This window comes from Parasynechococcus sp., assembly GCF_042954325.1.
In the GTDB taxonomy this organism is placed as follows: Bacteria; Cyanobacteriota; Cyanobacteriia; order PCC-6307; family Cyanobiaceae; genus Parasynechococcus.
Genome location: NZ_JBGKDS010000017.1, coordinates 58,423 through 76,809 on the forward strand (window position 1 = coordinate 58,423; position 18,387 = coordinate 76,809).

The window sequence follows — 18,387 nt, forward strand, 5'->3', positions numbered from 1 at the left end:
CAGAGACGTGGAGTCTCTCACTGTTGTGCGGTTCAGATCACCGCGCCGTCCTCCAGAGCCAGTTCCTGGAGTCGTCGGTAAAGGGCACGTTCCGCATCACCGAGATCGGCGGGAATCACAACGACGATCTCCACCAACTGATCGCCCAGACGTCCCTCGAACTCCAACCCCCGACCTCGCAGACGCAGGAGGCGTCCGGTGGAGGAGCCCGGAGGCACCTGCAGGGTGACGGGGCCATCCAGTGTCGGAACCTCCACCGCACAGCCCAGGGCAGCATCGGGTGGAAACAATTCCAGCCGGTAATGGACCCGCAGGCCATCGATGCGCAGACCGTCATCGGTGACAACCCGCAGATGCAGGAAGTGGTCACGGCCACCCGGAGCGACACCCTCGAGACGCAACCGCCAGCCATCACCGGCCAGCGGTGGGGTCTCAAGTTCAATCACCAGACCATCGGGGAGCGAAACCTCCACCGTGGTCCCCTCGAGGGCCTGATCAGGGGTGAGCACCACTTCGGACTCGAGGTCCTCGACGGCCCGCACCGGCGGCGGTGGCGGCGGTGCGGCCACCGGCCGATCAGCAGCGGACCGCTCGGCAGCAGGCTGGTCAACCGGATCTGAACCACGGGGGATGTCCTGGGGCTCGCGTGGACGCGGCGATACGACGCCCAGGACAACATCGAGGTACTGCTCGAAGTCGGGAAATCCCTCTGCAAAGGGATCCAGGCTGGTCGTGCTCCGTTGCCCCCTCTCCCAATCGGCCCGACGACGCGGGTCACTGAGGACGGCATAGGCCTCATTGACCAGTTTGAAGCGTTCCTCCGCAACGGGGTCATTGCCATTGAGGTCGGGATGCCAACGACGCGCCTCCCTCCGGAAGGCACGCTTCAGCTGATCCGAATCGCAGTCCGGATCCAGGCCGAGCAACGACCAGTAATCGGGATCAGCGATAGAAGTCATCGTCCCAGGGATCCGAATCGCGACGGCTCATGCCACGGCTGCCGGCACGGGGCCGCGGTGGCGTTCCCCAGGGATCATCGTCCCAATCGTCATCGGCGAAGAGTTCATCTTTGAGCGAGCCAATCGTGCTGCGGATGCCCTGAAACGGGCTGCCGTCGCCCTGCCGTTCTGCGGCCAGGCGCCGGTTCAAACCGAACATGGCTTCCTCCAGGCCGCTGACCATGAGGTCGAGCTCCTGCAGATCATCCTGGGCCAAACAATCCTGCACATCACGCAGGGCCATCTCGACGGCCCGTTGCTGACGTTCTGCGCCATAGGGGCCGAGTTCCAGCGCGGCATCGCGCAACCGCCGTTCAGCCTGCGCCACGAGGGTCTGAGCTCGGTTACGACGTTCGATCACGGCCCGGCGACGTCGATCCTCGTCGGATCGTGCTTCCGCTTCAGCGATCAGGGCCTGAACCTCCTGTTCATTGAGATTGGAGCCTCCCTGAATCGACACCGACTGTTTCCGACCGGTCGTGCGATCCGTGGCACTGACTTGAAGCAAGCCATTGGCATCGATATCGAAGGCAACCTGGACCTGAGGAACACCCCGGGGTGCCGGAGGAATGCCGGACAGCCGAAAGCGGCCGAGGGACTTGTTGTCTGACGCCATCTGGCGCTCCCCTTGCCAGACGTGAATCTCAACCGAGGACTGGTTGGCTTCCGACGTGCTGAAGACATCGGACTGACGCACCGGAATCGGGGTATTGCGGGGAATCAACACCTTCATCAGTCCACCGACGGTCTCCAGACCGAGCGACAGGGGCGTGACGTCATTGAGCAGAAGATCGCGCAGCTCTCCCGTCAGGATTCCGGCCTGCACCGCAGCCCCCACCGCCACAACTTCATCGGGGTTGACCGACTGGCAAGGATCAATCGGAACCAGCGTTCGCACGAGTTGCTGGACCATCGGCATCCGGGTTGCCCCTCCCACGAGCACCACATCGTCAATGTCATCCGGTGCGAGTCCGGAATCGCGCAGTGCTGCCTGAACCGGAGATAACAACCGATCAAGCAGATCTGGACAGAGACCTTCAAACGTGGCGCGATCGAGGGTGGTTTCGATGTGCAGGGGTCCGTCCTCCCCCGTTGCGATGAAAGGAAGGGAAATCGGTGTGCTCAACACCCCTGAAAGCTCTTGTTTGGCCTTTTCAGCGGCTTCGGTCAGCCGCTGCAGTGCCTGTCGATCGCGACGCAGGTCAACGCTGTGCTCCTGCTCGAATGCCGTGGCCAGCCAATCAACGATGCGTTGGTCAAAGTCATTGCCTCCCAGTTGCGTGTCGCCGTTGGTGGCTTTGACATCAAACACACCGTTGGCGATGCGCAGCAGCGATACATCAAAGGTTCCACCACCGAGGTCGAACACCAGCACCCGGCGGACGGCACTGCGATCAAAGCCATAGGCCAGGGCCGCCGCGGTGGGTTCGTTGAGAATGCGTTCGACGGAGATGCCGGCCAGACGACCGGCATCGCGTGTGGCCTGGCGCTGGGCATCATTGAAGTAAGCCGGAACGGTGATCACCGCTGCTTCAACCGGTTCTCCGAGGTACGTGGATGCATCGTCAACCAACTTGCGGATGATGCTGGCCACCAACTCTTCCGGGGCATATTCCCGCTCGGTGATCGGGCAGGGGATGCGAATTTGGCCCTGGTCATTGGCACGCACGGTGTAGGGAACCGCGAGGCTGCTGTCCTCGAGTTCGTCCCAATCGCGACCCACGAAGCGTTTGAGGTTGGAAAACGTATTCCGTGGACTCAGAACCAGCTGGCGCCGGGCGAGTTGGCCAACCACCAACTCCTGATCCTTGGTGTACCCCACCACCGAAGGGGTCGTCCGTCCGCCTTCTGTGTTGGCGATGACATGGGGCCGGCCGGCCTCGAGCACAGCAACAACGGAATTGGTGGTCCCCAGGTCGATCCCGACGATCCGGCTCATAACCGCATGCTTTGCAAACCCAAGCTACCGAGGAGATCCATCCCCTCGGTAGCTCACATCACCCGTGGATAAACTCCTCTTAAGGATGTGAATCGACGGGTCTCTACGGTTAAGACGCCTCTCCACAGGGAGAATGTCCCCTCGATCGGACGATCCATATCTTCTCCGACGACGTCCGCCATCGGAACGGCTGGTGGATCAAGGCTTTCAACAGCTGGCCATCACCCTCGCCTCAGTGGTGGCTGTTGTGTTGCTGTCCATTCTCCTGGTGGTGTTTTGGGGAGCGTTGGAATCGATGGGTCGTTACGGGCTGTCGTTTCTGACCACATCCAACTGGAACCCGGTCGACGATGAATACGGCGCAGGTGCCGCGATCTACGGCACGTTGCTCACGTCATTCCTGGCCCTGCTCGTCGCCGTTCCCCTGGGCGTCGGCACAGCGATTTTCATCACCGAAAACATCATTCCACTGCGGATTCGAAACACCATCGGCTTGATGGTGGAGCTCCTCGCTGCCATCCCATCGGTGGTGCTTGGGCTGTGGGCGATTCTCGTGATGGAACCCTTCATTCGCCCCGCGCTGGAACTGCTGTACAGCAAGGAGTGTGCGCCGGTTCCGATCGCCTGGGATGGGCTGATCCATCTCGGATCGTGGACGCTGCAGCTTCCGGGCTTTGACGTGGTAGCTCCGAACCTCGGTTGCCTGGACCTCAATCTGTTTGGCCAGAGCATCAATCTGCACTGGTTAACCATTTTTGGCACCATCCCCAAAGGACGCGGAATGATTCCGGCGGTCCTCATTCTGATTGTGATGATTTTGCCAATCATCACAGCCATTGCACGTGATTCGTTGAATCAAGTGCCTGAAAAACTCAGACAAGCGGCCTATGGGATCGGAACAACCCGCTGGGGAGCCATTATCAATGTGATCCTGCCAGCTGCCATCTCTGGAATTGTGGGCGGCGTGATGTTGGCGCTCGGTCGTGCCATGGGCGAGACCATGGCCGTCACGATGATCATTGGCAACTCAAACAACTTCAGCCTGTCTCTTCTCGCCCCCGGCAACACGATTGCCGCCATGTTGGCCAATCAATTTGGAGAGGCCGATGGATCGCAGGTGTCATCACTGATGTACGCAGCATTTGTACTGATACTGCTGACGTTGATGGTCAACATCATTGCCCAGTGGTTGGTCAAGCGGCTCAGCCTCAAATACTGATCGGAGCCATCATGACAACAACGACTCCGAAACTGATCACAGCTAGAAGGGGACTGAATTACAGACCTCAGTCGCCACGCAATATCGCCAACAGGATGCTGACCATCCTGGCAAGTCTGTTCGCTTTGATTTGCGTTGCCCCCCTGCTTCTGGTTCTGGGGTATGTGGTGATCAAAGGGTTTGAGAACCTCAGCGTCACACTCTTTTCACTGCTCCCGGAGCCCCCTCCGTCCGATGGAGGGGGCATCCGCAATGCGATCTTCGGAACCTTCGTCGTAACCCTGATCGCCATGGGCATCGCGGTCCCCGTTGGAGTGGGGGGTGGGATCTATCTGGCTGAATATTCGAGAAGCGGCGCCTTCTCAAAGTTCATCCGCTTCGGAACCAATGTGCTGTCCGGTGTCCCTTCAATTATTGCCGGTGTTTTCATCTACAGCACCGTGGTGTACACCAAAGTCCTGTTTGGCAGCAATTTCAGTGCCATGGCCGGAGGCATGGCACTGTCCATCCTGATGGTGCCGACGGTGATCAAAACAACCGACGAAGGATTGAAGCTCGTTCCGGATGATCTCCGGCGAGCATCGATGGGTGTTGGTGCCTCCCGGTTTGTCACTGTGACGCGGGTCACCCTGCCGGCAGCGCTGACGCCAATTGCAACAGGGATTGTTTTGGCTGTAGCCAGAGCAGCTGGAGAAACGGCACCACTGTTATTTACAGCGTTATTCACCTATTTCGAATGGGATGGCATTTTCAGCCCGATCGCAAGTATGTCGGTCCTGATTTACAACTTCTCGTTGATGCCATCCAACCCACACAACGAGCTTGCATGGGCCGCATCGTTTGTCCTGGTTGTGTTGATTCTTGGCTTGAACCTCCTATCGCGCTGGCTAGCGCGCCTCGCCGCAAGATGACCTGACCTGACTCCATCCCGCTAGCCCTCAACCGATGCCATGACCAGCTCCTCCCCAGCACCCAACGCAACGGCAACGCAGCCGGTCGACACCACGCTGTCTCTGCAGAACGTGACGATCAGCTATGGGGCCTTTGAAGCCGTCAGGAATGTCTATTGCGATATCCCCAAAGGCAAGGTCACCGCATTCATCGGACCATCCGGCTGCGGTAAATCAACCGTGCTTCGGTCGATCAATCGAATGAATGACCTGATCGAAGGTTGTTCACTGAAGGGGCGTGTTCTCTTTGATGGAGCTGATCTTTATGGAGCATCCGTCGACCCCGTGGAAGTGCGGCGCCGCATCGGAATGGTGTTTCAACAACCGAATCCCTTTCCAAAAAGCATCTACGAAAATATTGCCTTTGGAGCCAGGATCAATGGCTACAGCGGCAATATGGATGAGCTAGTGGAACGCTCCCTGCGACAGGCTGCCGTCTGGGATGAATGCAAAGACAAACTCAACGAAAGCGGCTACTCCCTCTCAGGCGGCCAGCAACAACGCCTTTGCATTGCACGAACCATTGCCATTCAACCCGACGTCATCCTGATGGATGAACCCTGTTCTGCCCTGGACCCAATTTCGACCTTGAGAATTGAGGAGACGATGCATGAACTCAAGAAGAGCTACACGATCGTGATCGTGACCCACAACATGCAACAAGCTGTGCGCGTCAGCGACATGACGGCGTTCTTCAATGCCGAAGCCGTTGAGAATGGAAGTGGAAAAGTCGGGTATCTCGTTGAATTCAACGAAACGGAAAAAATCTTCAACGACCCCCAGCAACAGGCGACCCAGGACTACGTTTCCGGTCGCTTTGGCTGAGTTCCAATGCCCTGATTCGTCCAATCAATTCACCGATCAACAAGGGCAGTGATGCCCTTTTTTGATGCCTGCGAACAGGCAAAAAAAAACCGGTCCTGAGGACCGGGGAAGCGGAGAGGGAGGGATTCGAACCCTCGATAGAGTTGCCCCTATACAGCATTTCCAGTGCTGCGCCTTCGACCACTCGGCCACCTCTCCAGCGGCTGACGTGGGGCAGATGCCAATGTAGCAGGGCGTTTCCGCCTGACCCCATGGGCACGAGCCACAGAGTCACCATTCACTGGCGACAGGCGAACCGCACGATCAGCCATGACGTGCCAGAGGGGGACTACATCCTGCAGAGCTTCGAACAGCAGGGTGATCCACTTCCGTTCTCTTGCAGGAACGGCTGCTGCACCAGCTGTGCCGTTCGTGTTCAACACGGCAGCCTCGATCAACGGGAGGCCATGGGACTCTCCCGCGAACTGCGTGACCGGGGCTATGGCCTCCTTTGTGTGGCTCGGGCGATCGGCCCGCTTGAGGCCGAAACCCAAGATGAGGACGAGGTCTACGAGCTGCAATTCGGCCGCCACTTCGGTCGCGGCTCCGTGCGCTCCGGACTTCCCCTGGACGAAGAGTGACGATGTCGCCATCCCTGACCCAGCAGGCTGCTGAGCACGCCAAGCTCAGCGCCACTCACATCCAAACGCTCGCTGATCTCGCACGCAGGTGTGCGGAACGCGGCGGAAAGGAACTGATGCGGCATTACGGCCGCATTGCCAGCATCGAAAGCAAGGGTCGCGCAGGAGACCTGGTCACCAATGCCGATCTCGCCGCCGAGGCCATCGTTCTCGACGCGCTCCAACAGGACACTCCCGAGATCGCAATCCTGGCCGAGGAAAGTGGCAGCGCTGGGGAGCAGAACGGATTGCGCTGGTGCATCGATCCACTGGATGGAACGACGAATTTCGCCCACGGCTACCCGTTTTTTGCCACCTCGATTGGACTGACCTTCCAACAGCAGCCGATCCTCGGGGCCATCTGCGTTCCCTTTCTTGGGGAGACCTTCTGGGGTGCTCCCGGCATCGGGGTGTTTTGCAATGACACTCCCATCAGCACAACCAGCTGCAACAGCCTCGGAGATGCCCTGCTGGTCACCGGCTTTGCCTATGACCGCCACACCCGCCTCGACAACAACTACGCCGAGTTCTGCTGGTTCACCCACCGCACCCATGGGGTCCGACGAGGGGGAGCCGCAGCGGTTGATTTGGCCTTCGTGGCCGCTGGCCGCCAGGACGGCTACTGGGAGCGAGGACTCTCGCCCTGGGATCTGGCAGCGGGCGTCGCCCTGGTCGACCTGGCTGGCGGACGCATCAGTGGCTATCGCGACGAGCCTTTTGATCTCACCAGCGGCCGAGTGGTTGCGGCCAACCCCGCCCTTCACGCTCTGATGATTCGGGAACTGGCTCAGGTCCAACCGCTACGCGGTGAGGATTTCGGTGCCCCCGAGATCACGGCCATGGGATCCTGAGTCGAGTCTGAAACCCCGCAGATGGCGCTGCAACCAGCAGCTGGTGCCAGGGATCTCAATCCCAGGCAGGTCGAAAACAATCGACTGCTGAGCGAAAAACTGGCCGCGGTCTACCGCCAGTGGGGTTATGACGAGGTTTCACCACCACGGGTGGAACGCCTCGACACCCTGCAGGCGGGCGGTGCCATCGCCAGTGGTGATGTGGTGCGACTGGTCGCCGACGAACCCCTTGGGTTGCGGCCAGAAATGACGGCATCCATTGCCAGGGCTGCCTGTACGAGGCTTGCCTCCCGTCCTCGCCCCTTGCGCCTCTGGGCCTCAGGAACCGTCTTCCAGAGCCGAGTGGCCGATGAGGGAGGGCTCTGCATAGAAGAAAATCTTCAGAGTGGTGTCGAGCTGTTCGGGGTTCCCGACATCGCAGCGGAGATGGAGCTGCTCTCTCTGCTGCTGCGCTCGATCGCAACCCTCGACTTGCGCGCCAGCCATCAGCCGCGACTGCTGCTCGGGCACACCCAGCTCATGGATCTGCTGCTCGAGGCGATCGATCCTGGCCAACGCCAGCAGGTGCGCTCGGCCTTGATTCAGTTTGATCGCCTGACACTGGAGACCCTGGAGATCTCAGCAGAGGACAAGTCCAGGCTGCTGGATGTGCTGGACAGCCGCGGGAACCCCAGCCAGATGTTGGACAAACTCAAGGCCCTGTACGGACCTCAACCGGTCTTCGATTCCTTGGCCCGACTCAGCGAGCAGCTCGGACCACTGGCCCAGGAGCTCGACGTGACGCTTCAGCTGGATCCAACCTTTCAACCGCACTACGAGCTGTACACAGGCCTGGTCTTTCAGTTGGTCTGTGCCGGTCACTCCGCTCCGGTCGTGATCGCCCGGGGAGGTCGTTACGACGATCTGGTGCGGCGCTGTGGAGCCACAGGACCCAGGGCCGCCGGCGCCGGCTTCAGCCTGGCCATTGATCCGATTCGGGAGCTACTCAGCGAAGAGGCGCCTCCGGAGACCCAGGATCCGACCATTTTTGTTGCCTACGGCCCACAGAGCTCCCTCGAGGCGGCACTGCTGCGTCAGCAGCACTGGCACCAGCAAGGGCGCCGGGCATTGATCGGATTGGACAGCTTTGACCAACGCAGCGATGCTGAACGTCATGCCGACACCGATGGCGCGTCACTGCAGCTCGATTGGCTTGATCTCTAAGATCCGGCCATTCGCGGACTGATCGCCATGGCTCACACCATCGTTACTGATGTGTGCGAAGGCATTGCCGATTGCGTCGACGCCTGCCCCGTGGCTTGCATCGATCAGGGCAACGGCAAAAACAAGAAGGGTACCGATTTCTACTGGATCAATTTCGACACCTGCATCGACTGCGGAATCTGCCTTCAGGTCTGTCCCGTCGAGGGAGCGATCCTGGCCGAGGAACGCCCTGAACTCCAAAAAGCAGGCTGAGTCCGGCGGCGCCTTGGTTTGAACACAGTGGTCCAGGCCCACGGGTACGGAGACCCCGACTCATCCAGTGGTTGAGGGTCAGAGCATCTGATCCCTAGGGTTCGTTTTTTATCGCTGGGCCATGTCGGTGTTGGAAGAACAGGGTCAGATTCAGATCCACACCGAAAATATTTTTCCGATCATCAAGAAGGCCGTTTACTCCGGCCATGAGGTTTTCCTCAGAGAACTGGTCAGCAACGGTGTCGATGCCATCAGCAAGCGGCGCATGGCAGCCATGGCAGGGGATTGCAGTGAAGGTGCCGACGGCCTGATCAGCATTCGCGTCGATCGCGAGGCCAAGACCCTGACCATCAGCGACAACGGCATTGGCATGAATGCCGATGAAGTGAAGCGCTACATCAATCAGGTGGCGTTCTCGAGTGCAGAGGATTTTCTCGAGAAATACAAACAGGAAGACGACGCCATCATCGGCCACTTTGGCCTGGGCTTCTACTCCAGTTTCATGGTGGCTGAACGGGTGGAACTGGTGACCCGATCCGCCCGACCGGACAGTGAAGCCGTCCGCTGGGACTGCGACGGTTCGCCGAACTTCACGCTCAACGCCGCCGAGCGTGACGAAGCCGGGACCGATGTGATCCTGCATCTGATGGAGGAGGAACTCGAGTACCTCGAGCCAGCACGGATCAGAACCCTGATCAACACCTACTGCGACTTCATGGCTGTGCCCGTGCAGCTGGAAGGCGAAACCATCAACAAAATGGAGGCCCCCTGGCGGAAGAGCGCCAGAGACCTGAGCGATCAGGACTACATCGACCTCTACAACTACCTCTACCCCTTCCAGGGGGACCCCCTGCTTTGGGTCCACCTCAACACTGACTACCCCTACAACCTCCAGGGCATCCTGTTCTTCCCCAAGCAGACCGGCCGTGCTGACTGGGAAAAGGGCGAAATCAAGCTGTACTGCAACCAGGTGTTCGTCAGCGATTCGATCAAGGAGGTCGTGCCCCGTTACCTGCTTCCGCTTCGGGGGGTCATCGACTCCCCTGACATTCCCCTCAATGTGAGCCGCAGTGCGCTGCAGACTGACCGCAGGGTGCGCTCCATTGGCAACTTCGTGGCCAAGAAAGTGGCCGATCGACTGCGGGCCTTGAAAACAGACGACCCAACGGCCTACGCCGAGGCCTGGGAATCCCTGGCTCCGTTCGTGAAGATCGGCGCGATGGAAGACGAGAAATTCGCCGATCAGATCTCAGAGCTGATCTTGTTCGGCACCACGGCGGAGGCGGGCGACGGAGAGAACCCCGACCCCGTTGCAGCCCAAGGCAAGGCCTACACAACCCTGGAGGGGTATCGCAGTCGACTGAAGGACGACAGCAAACAACGGGTGCTTTACAGCACCGATGACGTTGCCCAGGCTGGAGCCCTCAACCTCTGGACCAGCCAGGGGGCCGAGGTGCTGAAACTCGAAACGGTGATCGACACCCAGTTCATCCCCTGGCTTGAGCATCGCCACGACGACATCACCTTCCAGCGGGTCGATGCCGAACTGGATGACAGCCTCAAAGACGAACAGAGCGAGCTGGCAGACCAGGACGGAAACACCCAGTCCGAAACGCTGCGCTCCCTGATCAAGGAGGCCCTGGCCAATGACAAAGTGACCGTGCAGGTGCAGGCACTGAAGACCGATTCAGCCCCCCCGGCGATGATTCTGTTGCCAGAACAGATGCGTCGCCTTAACGACATGGGCGCGCTGATGGAACAACGGTTGCCCGGCCTGCCCGATCACCACGTTCTGCTGGTCAACCGCCGCCATCCCCTCGTGGAAGGTCTGCTCAAGCTGCAGTCCGGCGGGGTCCTTGTGGGCAGCGGAGAAGCCTCTCCGACCCAGACCCTCTCCCAGGAGCTGGCTCGGCACCTGTACGACATGGCTCGCCTGGGTGTTGGAGGTATGGAACCCAACGAACTGGCTGGATTCCAAACACGCAGTGCACAACTGATGGGGGAGTTGATGCAACGTTCGATCTGAACTTGTCGTTCGCTTTGATAAGATCGTTGTTTGGAACTGTTTGCTCAGCTCCAAACAACCTCAACTCAGAAGGACGTCGTCATGTCTCGGGTGTGTCAGCTCACCGGTACTCGCGCCAACAACGGCATGGCCGTGAGCCATTCCCACATCCGAACCAAGAAGCTGCAACAGGCCAACCTGCAGCAGCGACGCCTCTGGTGGGCCGAAGGCAAACGCTGGGTGAACATCCGCGTCACAACGCGTGCCCTGAAGACCATCCAGAAAAAAGGCCTCGGCGCCTACGCCAAGTCCCTCGGCGTTAACCTGGCCAAACTCTGACGATTGGTCCCTTGCGCCGGCGTGATCTGATCCTTCAATCCGGACTGCTTCTTGCCGCGCTCTCCATCTCACCCCCGCGGGCCAAGGCCCTCGGGGGTGTTGTTTTGGAAACTGGGACCGATGTTCCTGACTTTGACCTAGAAGGCTCAAGCCAGCAAACTCCAAACAAAGAGCGTTGGACCCTGAGCGATTTCCGCGGGCAATGGCTGGCTCTCTATTTCTACCCACGGGATTTCACCGGTGGCTGCACGATTGAAGCTCGCGGATTCGCAAAACTGCTGAATCGCTACCAGGAGCTCGATGCAGCGGTGGTCGGGATCAGCGCCGACAGCGTTGACGATCACGCGTCATTCTGTTCGAGTGAAGGCCTTGATTTCCCCTTGCTCTCCGATCCGGACGGGGTTGTCAGCAAAGCCTATGGCTCCTGGATGGCACCGTATTCACTCCGACACACGTTTCTGATCGATCCCCAGGGCAAACTGCGGCAACGTTGGGTGGCTGTTCGTCCCAGTGGTCATGCCCAGGAAGTGCTGGATGAGCTGATCAACCAGCGCAACAACACAGCGGTTTGACAAATCCTGCTCAGTCGTGAAGGGTGGGTGACATTGCAGGCAGGGTGACTTGATGGTGGCGGGAGAAGGACAAAGCAAATTCATCATCCTGTACCACCGCACACCATTTGACGAAGGCAAAGACGAACAAGGGAAACGGATCTGGATTGATCAGAAAAGCCCGAACGGAATTATTCCAACCCTGAGAAATCTGTTCCGCTCCAGTGAGAACGGAACATGGATTGCATGGCGGCGAGTTGAACAGCTTGATCACGCCGATGATGAAACCATCGCAATGGATGAACCGGCTCCGTTCACCCTGCGAAGAATTCCACTCAACGACGAACAGATATCAAGTTTTTATCACATCACCTCAAAGGAATGTTTCTGGCCGATTCTCCATACATTCCCGACCTATTTCAATGTCAACAATGCCGATTGGGCCATCTTTGAAGATGTGAACCGTCGCTTTGCTGATGCGGCCTGCCGCGAAGCCGCAGAGGGGGCAACGGTTTGGGTTCATGACTACAACCTTTGGCTCACTCCTGGATACATCCGAGAGCAGCGACCCGATCTGAAGATCGCTTTCTTTCACCACACCCCCTTCCCCGGAAACGATGTTCTGGCCATCCTCCCCTGGCGGGAACAGATCCTGGAAAGCCTGCTCTGTTGCGACGTCGTTGGCTTCCACATTCCCCGCTACACCGAGAATTTCGCGCGGGCAGCCAACACCCTGATCGGAGCACGCCGCGGCCCGAAAAAGCCGGTCGACCCCAAATTCATCACCGTGGGGACGGCCCTGTCGGAATCCAGCGTCACCGAATGGATGGAACACAACGGGCGCCGGGTGCAACTACTGAGTTCACCGGTGGGAACCTCACCGGATGTCATTCAGGAACTCTCCTGGAGTCCTGATGTGGAAAGCCATGGTGAATTGATTGTTCAAGACACCAAAAAAGGGAGGAAACTCATTCTTTCCGCCAGTCGTGTTGATTACACCAAAGGCAATGAAGAGCTGCTTCTGGCCTTTGAACGCCTGCTGGAACGTCGGCAGGATCTACACGGTGAGGTCGTGCTGATGCTTGCGTGCGTGGCCGCGGCCAGCGGCATGAAGATCTACGAGGACACCCAGCGTTCCATCGAAGAAATGGCCGGCCGCATCAATGGACGGTTTAGCCAAATCGACTGGGTGCCGATTCGCTTCTCCACACGGCGGATTCCCTACGAAGAAATGATCGCCTGGTTCTGCCAGGCCGACGTCTGCTGGATCACGCCCCTTCGTGATGGTCTCAACCTAGTGGCCAAGGAATATGCCGCCGCACGACGCAACCGTGGCGGGGTTCTGGTGCTGTCGGAATTCACGGGCGCATCCGTGGTTCTGGATGGTGCCGTGCTGACCAACCCCTACTCCAATCGCCGCATGGACGAGGCGATTGAACAAGCGCTGGCCATGGATCCTGAAGAGCAACGGGATCGGATGCTGCGGATGACCAATGCTGTCGAGGCCTACACGGTGAAGGACTGGGCTGAAGAGCAACTGACCGGGTTTCCGGAACCAGCCTCGGCATGAGACGCCGCCTGAGGTGGTGGTGGTCCCTGCTGAGCCTGCCACTGCTCACCGTGGCGACTCTGGCCTGGTCTGCCGCCCACGCTGTCGAGCAGGTCACCCTGCTGATGCCAGCTCCCTTTGCGGAGTCGACGGCGCCTCTCGTTCGGCAGTTCAACGAGCAACACCGCGGCAGGATTGAGCTCAATGTCAGCAGTGGCCCGCGGGACACCGAGGCCATGTCCGATCTAGCGATCAGCAGCCTGATCCTCGGTGCCCCCCCCTATGACGCCCTGTTGATCGACGTCACCTGGCTCCCCAAATATGCCGCCGCCGGCTGGCTTGAGCCCCTCGACGGCTTTTTCAGCGCCGAGGACGAACAGACCCTGATCCGAGGGGCACGCCAGGGCAATCGCTATCAGGACCATCTCTTCCGCTGGCCCTTCAATGCCGATGTCGGCCTGCTCTATTGGCGGACCGACCTCATGGAGGCCCCTCCCCAAACCCCGAATGAACTTCTGGGGATCAGTCGACAATTAATCGCCGACAACGCCGTGAAAACAGGCTTTGTCTGGCAAGGACGCCAGTACGAGGGTCTGAGCTGTGATGCGCTCGAAATCTTTCGTGGTTTCGGCGGGCGTTGGCTGGGGAGCGACGGCCAACCTGCACTGACATCCGCCAACGTGCAGCGTGCCGTCGACTGGATGGAAACGCTGATCCGCACTGGCGCCAGCCCGAGGGCCGTGACCAATTATGCGGAAACGGAAAGCCTGCAGGCCTTCAAGGCTGGGGATGCTGCTCTGATGAGGAACTGGCCCTATGCCTGGGCCGAACTTCAAAAACCCGACAGTGCCGTCCGTGGTCGGATCGGAATCACGACGATGGTGGCTGAACCGGGCCAGACACCCGTGGCCACCCTCGGCAGCTGGGGGCTGTCGATGTTGAAAGGAGCCCGACACCCGGATGCAACGGTGGAAGCCATCCGTTATCTGACCGAGGCAGAAGCCCAGAAACAACGGTTCATCGCCCAGGGATACACCCCCACCGTTGAGGCGCTCTACCGCGACCCAGAGCTCCTCGCCGTTGCTCCCCAGCTCCCGCAACTGGCCCAAGCCCTGGAGCTGGCCACCCCGCGACCACCGACTCCCCTCTATGCCCAGATCAGCGATGTGCTCCAACGCCAACTCAGTGGTGTGCTGACCGGCAACCAATCGAGCGAAGAGGCATTGAAACGGGCCCAGACCTCAACCAGCACGATCCTCCAATCGGCGGGAGGTGCCTGATGCCACTGCTGCTTGCCACTCCGGCCCTGGTCCTGCTGCTGGTGATTTACGGCTGGCCTCTGATTCGATATGGCTGGCTCAGTTTCCATGCTGATTCCGTTCTCACCGGACTGATCCCCGTCCCCAATGGGGGGGCGAACTGGCTCCGCCTGGCCCTGGATGAGCGCTTCTGGCAGGACGTGATTCAAACCAGCCGTTTCGCCTTGGTCTCGGTGGGTGTGGAATTGATTCTCGCCCTGGCAATCGCTCTGCTGCTGGATCAACGCTGGCGTTGGAGAGGTGGTGTACGCGCCTTGACCCTGCTGCCCTGGGCCCTGCCAACCACCGTGATGGCCTTGGGTTGGCGCTGGATTTTCAACACCCCCTACGGCCCACTGGATCAAATCAGCGCCGCCCTCGGCGGTCAGCCCCTCAACCTCTTGGCCTCGCCCCAATGGACTTGGTTGGCCACGGTTCTGGCCGACGTCTGGAAAACAACGCCCTTCATTGCCTTGATCCTGCTCGCCGGATTGCAGACCATCCCAAGCGATCTCTACGAGGCCTTCCGCCTAGAGGGGGGCAACTCCAGCCAAGCGCTGCGCCGGGTCACCCTCCCGTTACTGCAGCCCTACATCCTGCTGAGCCTGTTGTTTCGACTGGCCCAAGCCTTCGGTGTCTTCGATCTGATCCAGGTGCTCACCGGTGGAGGGCCGGCGGGCAGCACCGAAAGCATTGCGCTGTATGCCTATCTGAACGCCATGCGCTTCCTCGACTTTGGATACAGCGCCACGGTGATGCTGGGTGGGTTCATCCTGCTGACAACTGCTGTCGGATTGACAGCACTCGGCCTCCGCAGCGTTCTGCACTGGCGAGGGAGCGCGTCATGAAACAACGTCTGTTGTGGCCTTGGATCGTCGCCTTGATCCTCTGGTCGGTTGCACCGATGCTGTGGCAACTGCTCACCTCCCTGACCCGAAGTGATGCGCTCGTCAGCACAACACTCCATTGGTCCGATCGCTGGACGCTGAGCCACTACCGAGAGCTCCTGCAAGGGGATCCACCGTTCTGGCGTTACCTCCTGAACAGCACGCTGGTGGCTGGCGGAACCACACTGCTGACCCTGAGCCTGGCCATCCCTGGGGCCTATGGCCTCGCCAAACTTCCGGACCGGTTGCGACGATCCGTACGCCTGCTCATCGGAGCGGCCGCGTTGTTTCCCTACGTGTTGCTGTTCCTGGCACTGCTCGAGCTGGCACGACAGCTCGGCTGGGGCAACAACCTGCTGTTGATCACCATCCCCTATGCCGCGTTATCGATGCCATTGGCGTTGTTGCTGCTCACCGCAGCCTTCGAAGGGCTGCCCCATGATCTCGAGGATGCAGCACGCATGGAGGGGATGACGGTGCTTCAGCGTCTGCGCTGGATCCTGATTCCACTAATCACCCCGGCCTCGGCCAGCACGGCGGTGCTGGTTTTTTTATTCGCCTGGAATGAATACCCAATCGCACTGACCTGGATCAGCCGTTCGGATCTGCTCACGCTGCCCGTTGCCATGGCCCGGATCGCCGGATCATCGATCTATGCCGTGCCCTACGGCGCCTATGCCGCCGCCACAGTGCTTGGATCCATCCCGCTGCTTGTGCTTGTGCTGTTGTTCCAACGGCAGATCGTGTCTGGCCTGACCCAGGGAGCTGTCAAAGGATGATGCTGACCCTCTCCAACATCGGCCGTCGTTTTGGCGACACCTGGATTCTCAAGGACCTCAATCTTGACGTTGGCGAAGGGGAATGCGTGGCCTTGTTGGGGCCGAGCGGCTGCGGCAAAAGCACAGCGCTCCGACTGATCGCCGGTCTCGATCAACCGGATCAGGGCGAGGTCTTGATCGCTGGCAAACCGCAAAGCCAGATTCCTGCGCATCGCCGACGCATCGGCATGGTGTTCCAGAGCTATGCCCTGTTCCCGCATCTGAGTGTGCGGCGGAACCTGAGCTTGGGGCTGCAGATCCGTGGTGCATCCGCCGCTGATCAACGCCAACGGGTGAATCAAATGCTTGAGGTGGTGCGACTGGCGGATCAAGCGGACCAACGGCCAGCGCAACTCTCTGGAGGCCAGCGCCAACGGGTTGCGTTGGCCCGGGCTCTCCTGCGCGATCCATTGGTGTATCTGCTCGATGAGCCCATGAGCAACCTCGATGCTCAATTGCGCGATGAGCTGCGACCGGATTTACGCCGCCTGATCCTGGGTGGACCCCAGCCGGTCGTCTACGTCACCCATGACCAACAGGAGGCCATGGCCCTCGCCGATCGCATCGCCATTCTTCGCGCTGGACGAATTGAACAGATCGGGACACCCGAGCAGCTCTACAACGCACCACAAACCAGCTTCGTCGCGCAATTCATCGGACGGCCACCGATGAATCTGCTGAAAGAAGACAGCCATCAAGTAGACAGCCGCGTCGTCGTGGGCATCCGCCCGGAACATCTGCGGTTTGACCCCGCCGGACTGCCCTGCCGGCTGATCCACCGCGAGTGGCATGGAGCCAGCCAGCATCTGTTACTGGAAACCCCTCGCGGAACGCTGCAGATGGTGTGTTCCGGGGAGACCGCACTGGAAGACAACGCGAACATCAGCTGGGATCCAAGGCTGGAAAACCGTTTTGACGGCATCAGCGGGCAACGGATCCCATCCGACTGAACACCTGGCCGTGCTCGGATGCCTGGACCTGCAACCGAGCCAACTCGGCCTCATCCGCGGGTTGATCCACACTGCCGCGCCATTGCGCCAGCAGGCCCTCCGTACTGAACCAGGCCCTCAGATCGGTGCAGGGCACACCGGACATGGCAGCCGCTGCCTCCACCTTGGGGTCATAGCTGAGGGCGGCCATGGGACACCCGGCCAGACGCGCCAGGATCAGAGCATGGAGGCGCATCGGCAACACCAGACGAGCCGTCTGAACCGTGGTCGTCACAACCTCCAGCGACTCCGGCACCACCACGCGACTGCGGCGGCGCAAGGAGGATGGGGTGATGCCATCGCGATCCAGCCATGGCAACAGGTCAGCATCCTGGTGGTGGTGAAAGGCCAACCAGACCACCGGAGCCTCTAACTCGGACGCGAGTTGATCCAGAGCACGCACCAAACTGATCCAGCGCGCACGGTTCAACAGGGGGGTCGGTCGCCAGCTGACAACGATCGATTCACCACCGATCCATGGTTGCCTGGGCATCTGCCAGACAGGGTCTGGGGCCATGGACATCGGCAGAGCCGGCGCCCAACGCTGAGCAAGCTCCAACGACGCTTGATCCCGCCAGCTGGCAGCCGTGCAAAGGGGCAGAAAAGCATGCACCAGCCAACGACTCAGCGGACGTCGCAGCGGGCCAAGACCTTGCCCCCAAAGCAGCACCTGACGACCACGGCAACGGGCGATCACCAGAAGCGCCAGGTAGTACACGAGGCTGTTGAAACTGGTGCTGTCCTGCAACAGGCTTCCGCCGCCGAACACCACGGTGTCCACACGGTTGATCGCCCAAAGCACCTGAAACAGCGAGCGACGATCCACACAACGGGCCCCGGGGGCCTGCGCCTGCACCGCGGCCTGATCGTGGGCTGTAATCAGTGGACGAACGTTGGGGCCGAGCTGCTGCAGGAGAACCTGAAGCAGCGCATCATCTCCGAGGTTGTGTTCGCCGTAATACCCACAGAGAAGAACGCGGCCGCCACCGGTTGCTGTCACACCTTCATCCGCTGAACGGTGCAGCCATTATCAAGGGGTTTCGATCGTTGCAGTG

At 59.9% G+C, this 18,387-nt stretch carries 18 protein-coding genes and 1 tRNA gene; 15 read left to right on the forward strand and 4 right to left on the reverse strand.

Annotated elements, in window-relative coordinates:
• Positions 1-32: 32 nt before the first annotated feature.
• Both ACGVKB_RS02780 and dnaK read right to left on the reverse strand, forming a co-directional pair.
• Positions 33-959, reverse strand: a complete 927-nt coding sequence (locus ACGVKB_RS02780; RefSeq protein ID WP_392349748.1) for a DnaJ domain-containing protein — start codon at positions 957-959, stop codon at positions 33-35.
• Complete coding sequence (dnaK, locus tag ACGVKB_RS02785) at positions 943-2,937, reverse strand: molecular chaperone DnaK (RefSeq protein WP_392349750.1); 1,995 nt, start codon at positions 2,935-2,937, stop codon at positions 943-945. Before dnaK ends, ACGVKB_RS02780 begins: the two co-directional genes overlap by 17 nt.
• A gap of 133 nt (positions 2,938-3,070) precedes the next feature.
• On the opposite strand from dnaK, the gene ACGVKB_RS02790 reads away from it, so the two are divergent.
• Genes ACGVKB_RS02790 through pstB form a run of 3 tightly spaced genes read left to right on the forward strand, consistent with a single transcriptional unit; the run spans position 3,071 to position 5,931 of the window.
• Positions 3,071-4,156 (forward strand): PstC family ABC transporter permease, encoded by a 1,086-nt coding sequence (locus ACGVKB_RS02790; protein WP_392349751.1) that lies wholly within the window; start codon positions 3,071-3,073, stop codon positions 4,154-4,156.
• Between the two features lie 11 nt (positions 4,157-4,167).
• Positions 4,168-5,067, forward strand: coding sequence for a phosphate ABC transporter permease PstA (gene pstA / locus ACGVKB_RS02795; RefSeq protein WP_392349752.1), 900 nt, complete (start codon positions 4,168-4,170; stop codon positions 5,065-5,067).
• Between the two features lie 39 nt (positions 5,068-5,106).
• Positions 5,107-5,931 carry a phosphate ABC transporter ATP-binding protein PstB gene (pstB, locus tag ACGVKB_RS02800; RefSeq protein WP_392349753.1) on the forward strand — a complete coding sequence of 275 codons (825 nt, stop codon included), beginning with the start codon at positions 5,107-5,109 and terminating at the stop codon, positions 5,929-5,931.
• A gap of 111 nt (positions 5,932-6,042) precedes the next feature.
• Here the strand turns inward: pstB and ACGVKB_RS02805 are convergent.
• Positions 6,043-6,129, reverse strand: a tRNA-Ser gene (locus tag ACGVKB_RS02805).
• A 53-nt stretch (positions 6,130-6,182) separates the two neighbouring features.
• On the opposite strand from ACGVKB_RS02805, the gene ACGVKB_RS02810 reads away from it, so the two are divergent.
• The 12 genes from ACGVKB_RS02810 to ACGVKB_RS02865 all read left to right on the forward strand — a co-directional run bounded on the left by ACGVKB_RS02810 (position 6,183) and on the right by ACGVKB_RS02865 (position 17,293).
• Positions 6,183-6,551 (forward strand): 2Fe-2S iron-sulfur cluster-binding protein, encoded by a 369-nt coding sequence (locus tag ACGVKB_RS02810; protein ID WP_392349754.1) that lies wholly within the window; start codon positions 6,183-6,185, stop codon positions 6,549-6,551.
• 2 nt (positions 6,552-6,553) lie between these two features.
• On the forward strand, positions 6,554-7,441 hold the full coding sequence (locus tag ACGVKB_RS02815; RefSeq protein WP_392349755.1) for an inositol monophosphatase family protein: 888 nt from the start codon (positions 6,554-6,556) through the stop codon (positions 7,439-7,441).
• A 21-nt stretch (positions 7,442-7,462) separates the two neighbouring features.
• The gene (locus ACGVKB_RS02820; protein ID WP_392349756.1) at positions 7,463-8,644 is read left to right on the forward strand and encodes an ATP phosphoribosyltransferase regulatory subunit; all 1,182 of its coding nucleotides are present in this window, start codon (positions 7,463-7,465) and stop codon (positions 8,642-8,644) included.
• Between the two features lie 27 nt (positions 8,645-8,671).
• The gene (locus tag ACGVKB_RS02825; RefSeq protein ID WP_392349757.1) at positions 8,672-8,896 is read left to right on the forward strand and encodes an indolepyruvate ferredoxin oxidoreductase subunit alpha; all 225 of its coding nucleotides are present in this window, start codon (positions 8,672-8,674) and stop codon (positions 8,894-8,896) included.
• Between the two features lie 121 nt (positions 8,897-9,017).
• Positions 9,018-10,922 carry a molecular chaperone HtpG gene (gene htpG / locus ACGVKB_RS02830; RefSeq protein WP_392349758.1) on the forward strand — a complete coding sequence of 635 codons (1,905 nt, stop codon included), beginning with the start codon at positions 9,018-9,020 and terminating at the stop codon, positions 10,920-10,922.
• 81 nt (positions 10,923-11,003) lie between these two features.
• Complete coding sequence (gene rpmB / locus ACGVKB_RS02835) at positions 11,004-11,240, forward strand: 50S ribosomal protein L28 (protein WP_392349759.1); 237 nt, start codon at positions 11,004-11,006, stop codon at positions 11,238-11,240.
• An 11-nt stretch (positions 11,241-11,251) separates the two neighbouring features.
• Positions 11,252-11,812, forward strand: coding sequence for a peroxiredoxin (locus ACGVKB_RS02840; RefSeq protein ID WP_392349760.1), 561 nt, complete (start codon positions 11,252-11,254; stop codon positions 11,810-11,812).
• 52 nt (positions 11,813-11,864) lie between these two features.
• Positions 11,865-13,361: a glucosylglycerol-phosphate synthase gene (gene ggpS, locus ACGVKB_RS02845; RefSeq protein ID WP_392349761.1), complete on the forward strand. Its 1,497-nt coding sequence runs from the start codon at positions 11,865-11,867 to the stop codon at positions 13,359-13,361.
• On the forward strand, positions 13,358-14,620 hold the full coding sequence (locus ACGVKB_RS02850; RefSeq protein ID WP_392349762.1) for an ABC transporter substrate-binding protein: 1,263 nt from the start codon (positions 13,358-13,360) through the stop codon (positions 14,618-14,620). Before ggpS ends, ACGVKB_RS02850 begins: the two co-directional genes overlap by 4 nt.
• Positions 14,620-15,486 carry a carbohydrate ABC transporter permease gene (locus ACGVKB_RS02855; RefSeq protein WP_392349763.1) on the forward strand — a complete coding sequence of 289 codons (867 nt, stop codon included), beginning with the start codon at positions 14,620-14,622 and terminating at the stop codon, positions 15,484-15,486. Before ACGVKB_RS02850 ends, ACGVKB_RS02855 begins: the two co-directional genes overlap by 1 nt.
• Positions 15,483-16,304 carry a carbohydrate ABC transporter permease gene (locus ACGVKB_RS02860; RefSeq protein ID WP_392349764.1) on the forward strand — a complete coding sequence of 274 codons (822 nt, stop codon included), beginning with the start codon at positions 15,483-15,485 and terminating at the stop codon, positions 16,302-16,304. Before ACGVKB_RS02855 ends, ACGVKB_RS02860 begins: the two co-directional genes overlap by 4 nt.
• Complete coding sequence (locus ACGVKB_RS02865; RefSeq protein WP_392349766.1) at positions 16,301-17,293, forward strand: ABC transporter ATP-binding protein; 993 nt, start codon at positions 16,301-16,303, stop codon at positions 17,291-17,293. Before ACGVKB_RS02860 ends, ACGVKB_RS02865 begins: the two co-directional genes overlap by 4 nt.
• Here the strand turns inward: ACGVKB_RS02865 and csaB are convergent.
• Entirely contained in the window at positions 17,265-18,332 is a 1,068-nt protein-coding gene (gene csaB / locus ACGVKB_RS02870) for a polysaccharide pyruvyl transferase CsaB (RefSeq protein ID WP_392349767.1), read from the reverse strand. The two genes, ACGVKB_RS02865 and csaB, sit on opposite strands and share 29 nt — an antisense overlap.
• Positions 18,333-18,387 lie beyond the last annotated feature (55 nt).

Excerpts from the sequence above, each read along its gene's own strand:
- ACGVKB_RS02780 (WP_392349748.1), bottom strand. The coding sequence starts at position 959 with ATGACTTCTATCGCTGATCCCGATTACTGGTCGTTGCTCGGCCTGGAT.
- dnaK (WP_392349750.1), bottom strand. The coding sequence starts at position 2,937 with ATGAGCCGGATCGTCGGGATCGACCTGGGGACCACCAATTCCGTTGTT.
- ACGVKB_RS02790 (WP_392349751.1), top strand. The coding sequence starts at position 3,071 with ATGTCCCCTCGATCGGACGATCCATATCTTCTCCGACGACGTCCGCCA.
- pstA (WP_392349752.1), top strand. The coding sequence starts at position 4,168 with ATGACAACAACGACTCCGAAACTGATCACAGCTAGAAGGGGACTGAAT.
- pstB (WP_392349753.1), top strand. The coding sequence starts at position 5,107 with ATGACCAGCTCCTCCCCAGCACCCAACGCAACGGCAACGCAGCCGGTC.
- ACGVKB_RS02810 (WP_392349754.1), top strand. The coding sequence starts at position 6,183 with ATGGGCACGAGCCACAGAGTCACCATTCACTGGCGACAGGCGAACCGC.
- ACGVKB_RS02815 (WP_392349755.1), top strand. The coding sequence starts at position 6,554 with ATGTCGCCATCCCTGACCCAGCAGGCTGCTGAGCACGCCAAGCTCAGC.
- ACGVKB_RS02820 (WP_392349756.1), top strand. The coding sequence starts at position 7,463 with ATGGCGCTGCAACCAGCAGCTGGTGCCAGGGATCTCAATCCCAGGCAG.
- ACGVKB_RS02825 (WP_392349757.1), top strand. The coding sequence starts at position 8,672 with ATGGCTCACACCATCGTTACTGATGTGTGCGAAGGCATTGCCGATTGC.
- htpG (WP_392349758.1), top strand. The coding sequence starts at position 9,018 with ATGTCGGTGTTGGAAGAACAGGGTCAGATTCAGATCCACACCGAAAAT.
- rpmB (WP_392349759.1), top strand. The coding sequence starts at position 11,004 with ATGTCTCGGGTGTGTCAGCTCACCGGTACTCGCGCCAACAACGGCATG.
- ggpS (WP_392349761.1), top strand. The coding sequence starts at position 11,865 with ATGGTGGCGGGAGAAGGACAAAGCAAATTCATCATCCTGTACCACCGC.
- ACGVKB_RS02850 (WP_392349762.1), top strand. The coding sequence starts at position 13,358 with ATGAGACGCCGCCTGAGGTGGTGGTGGTCCCTGCTGAGCCTGCCACTG.
- ACGVKB_RS02855 (WP_392349763.1), top strand. The coding sequence starts at position 14,620 with ATGCCACTGCTGCTTGCCACTCCGGCCCTGGTCCTGCTGCTGGTGATT.
- ACGVKB_RS02860 (WP_392349764.1), top strand. The coding sequence starts at position 15,483 with ATGAAACAACGTCTGTTGTGGCCTTGGATCGTCGCCTTGATCCTCTGG.
- ACGVKB_RS02865 (WP_392349766.1), top strand. The coding sequence starts at position 16,301 with ATGATGCTGACCCTCTCCAACATCGGCCGTCGTTTTGGCGACACCTGG.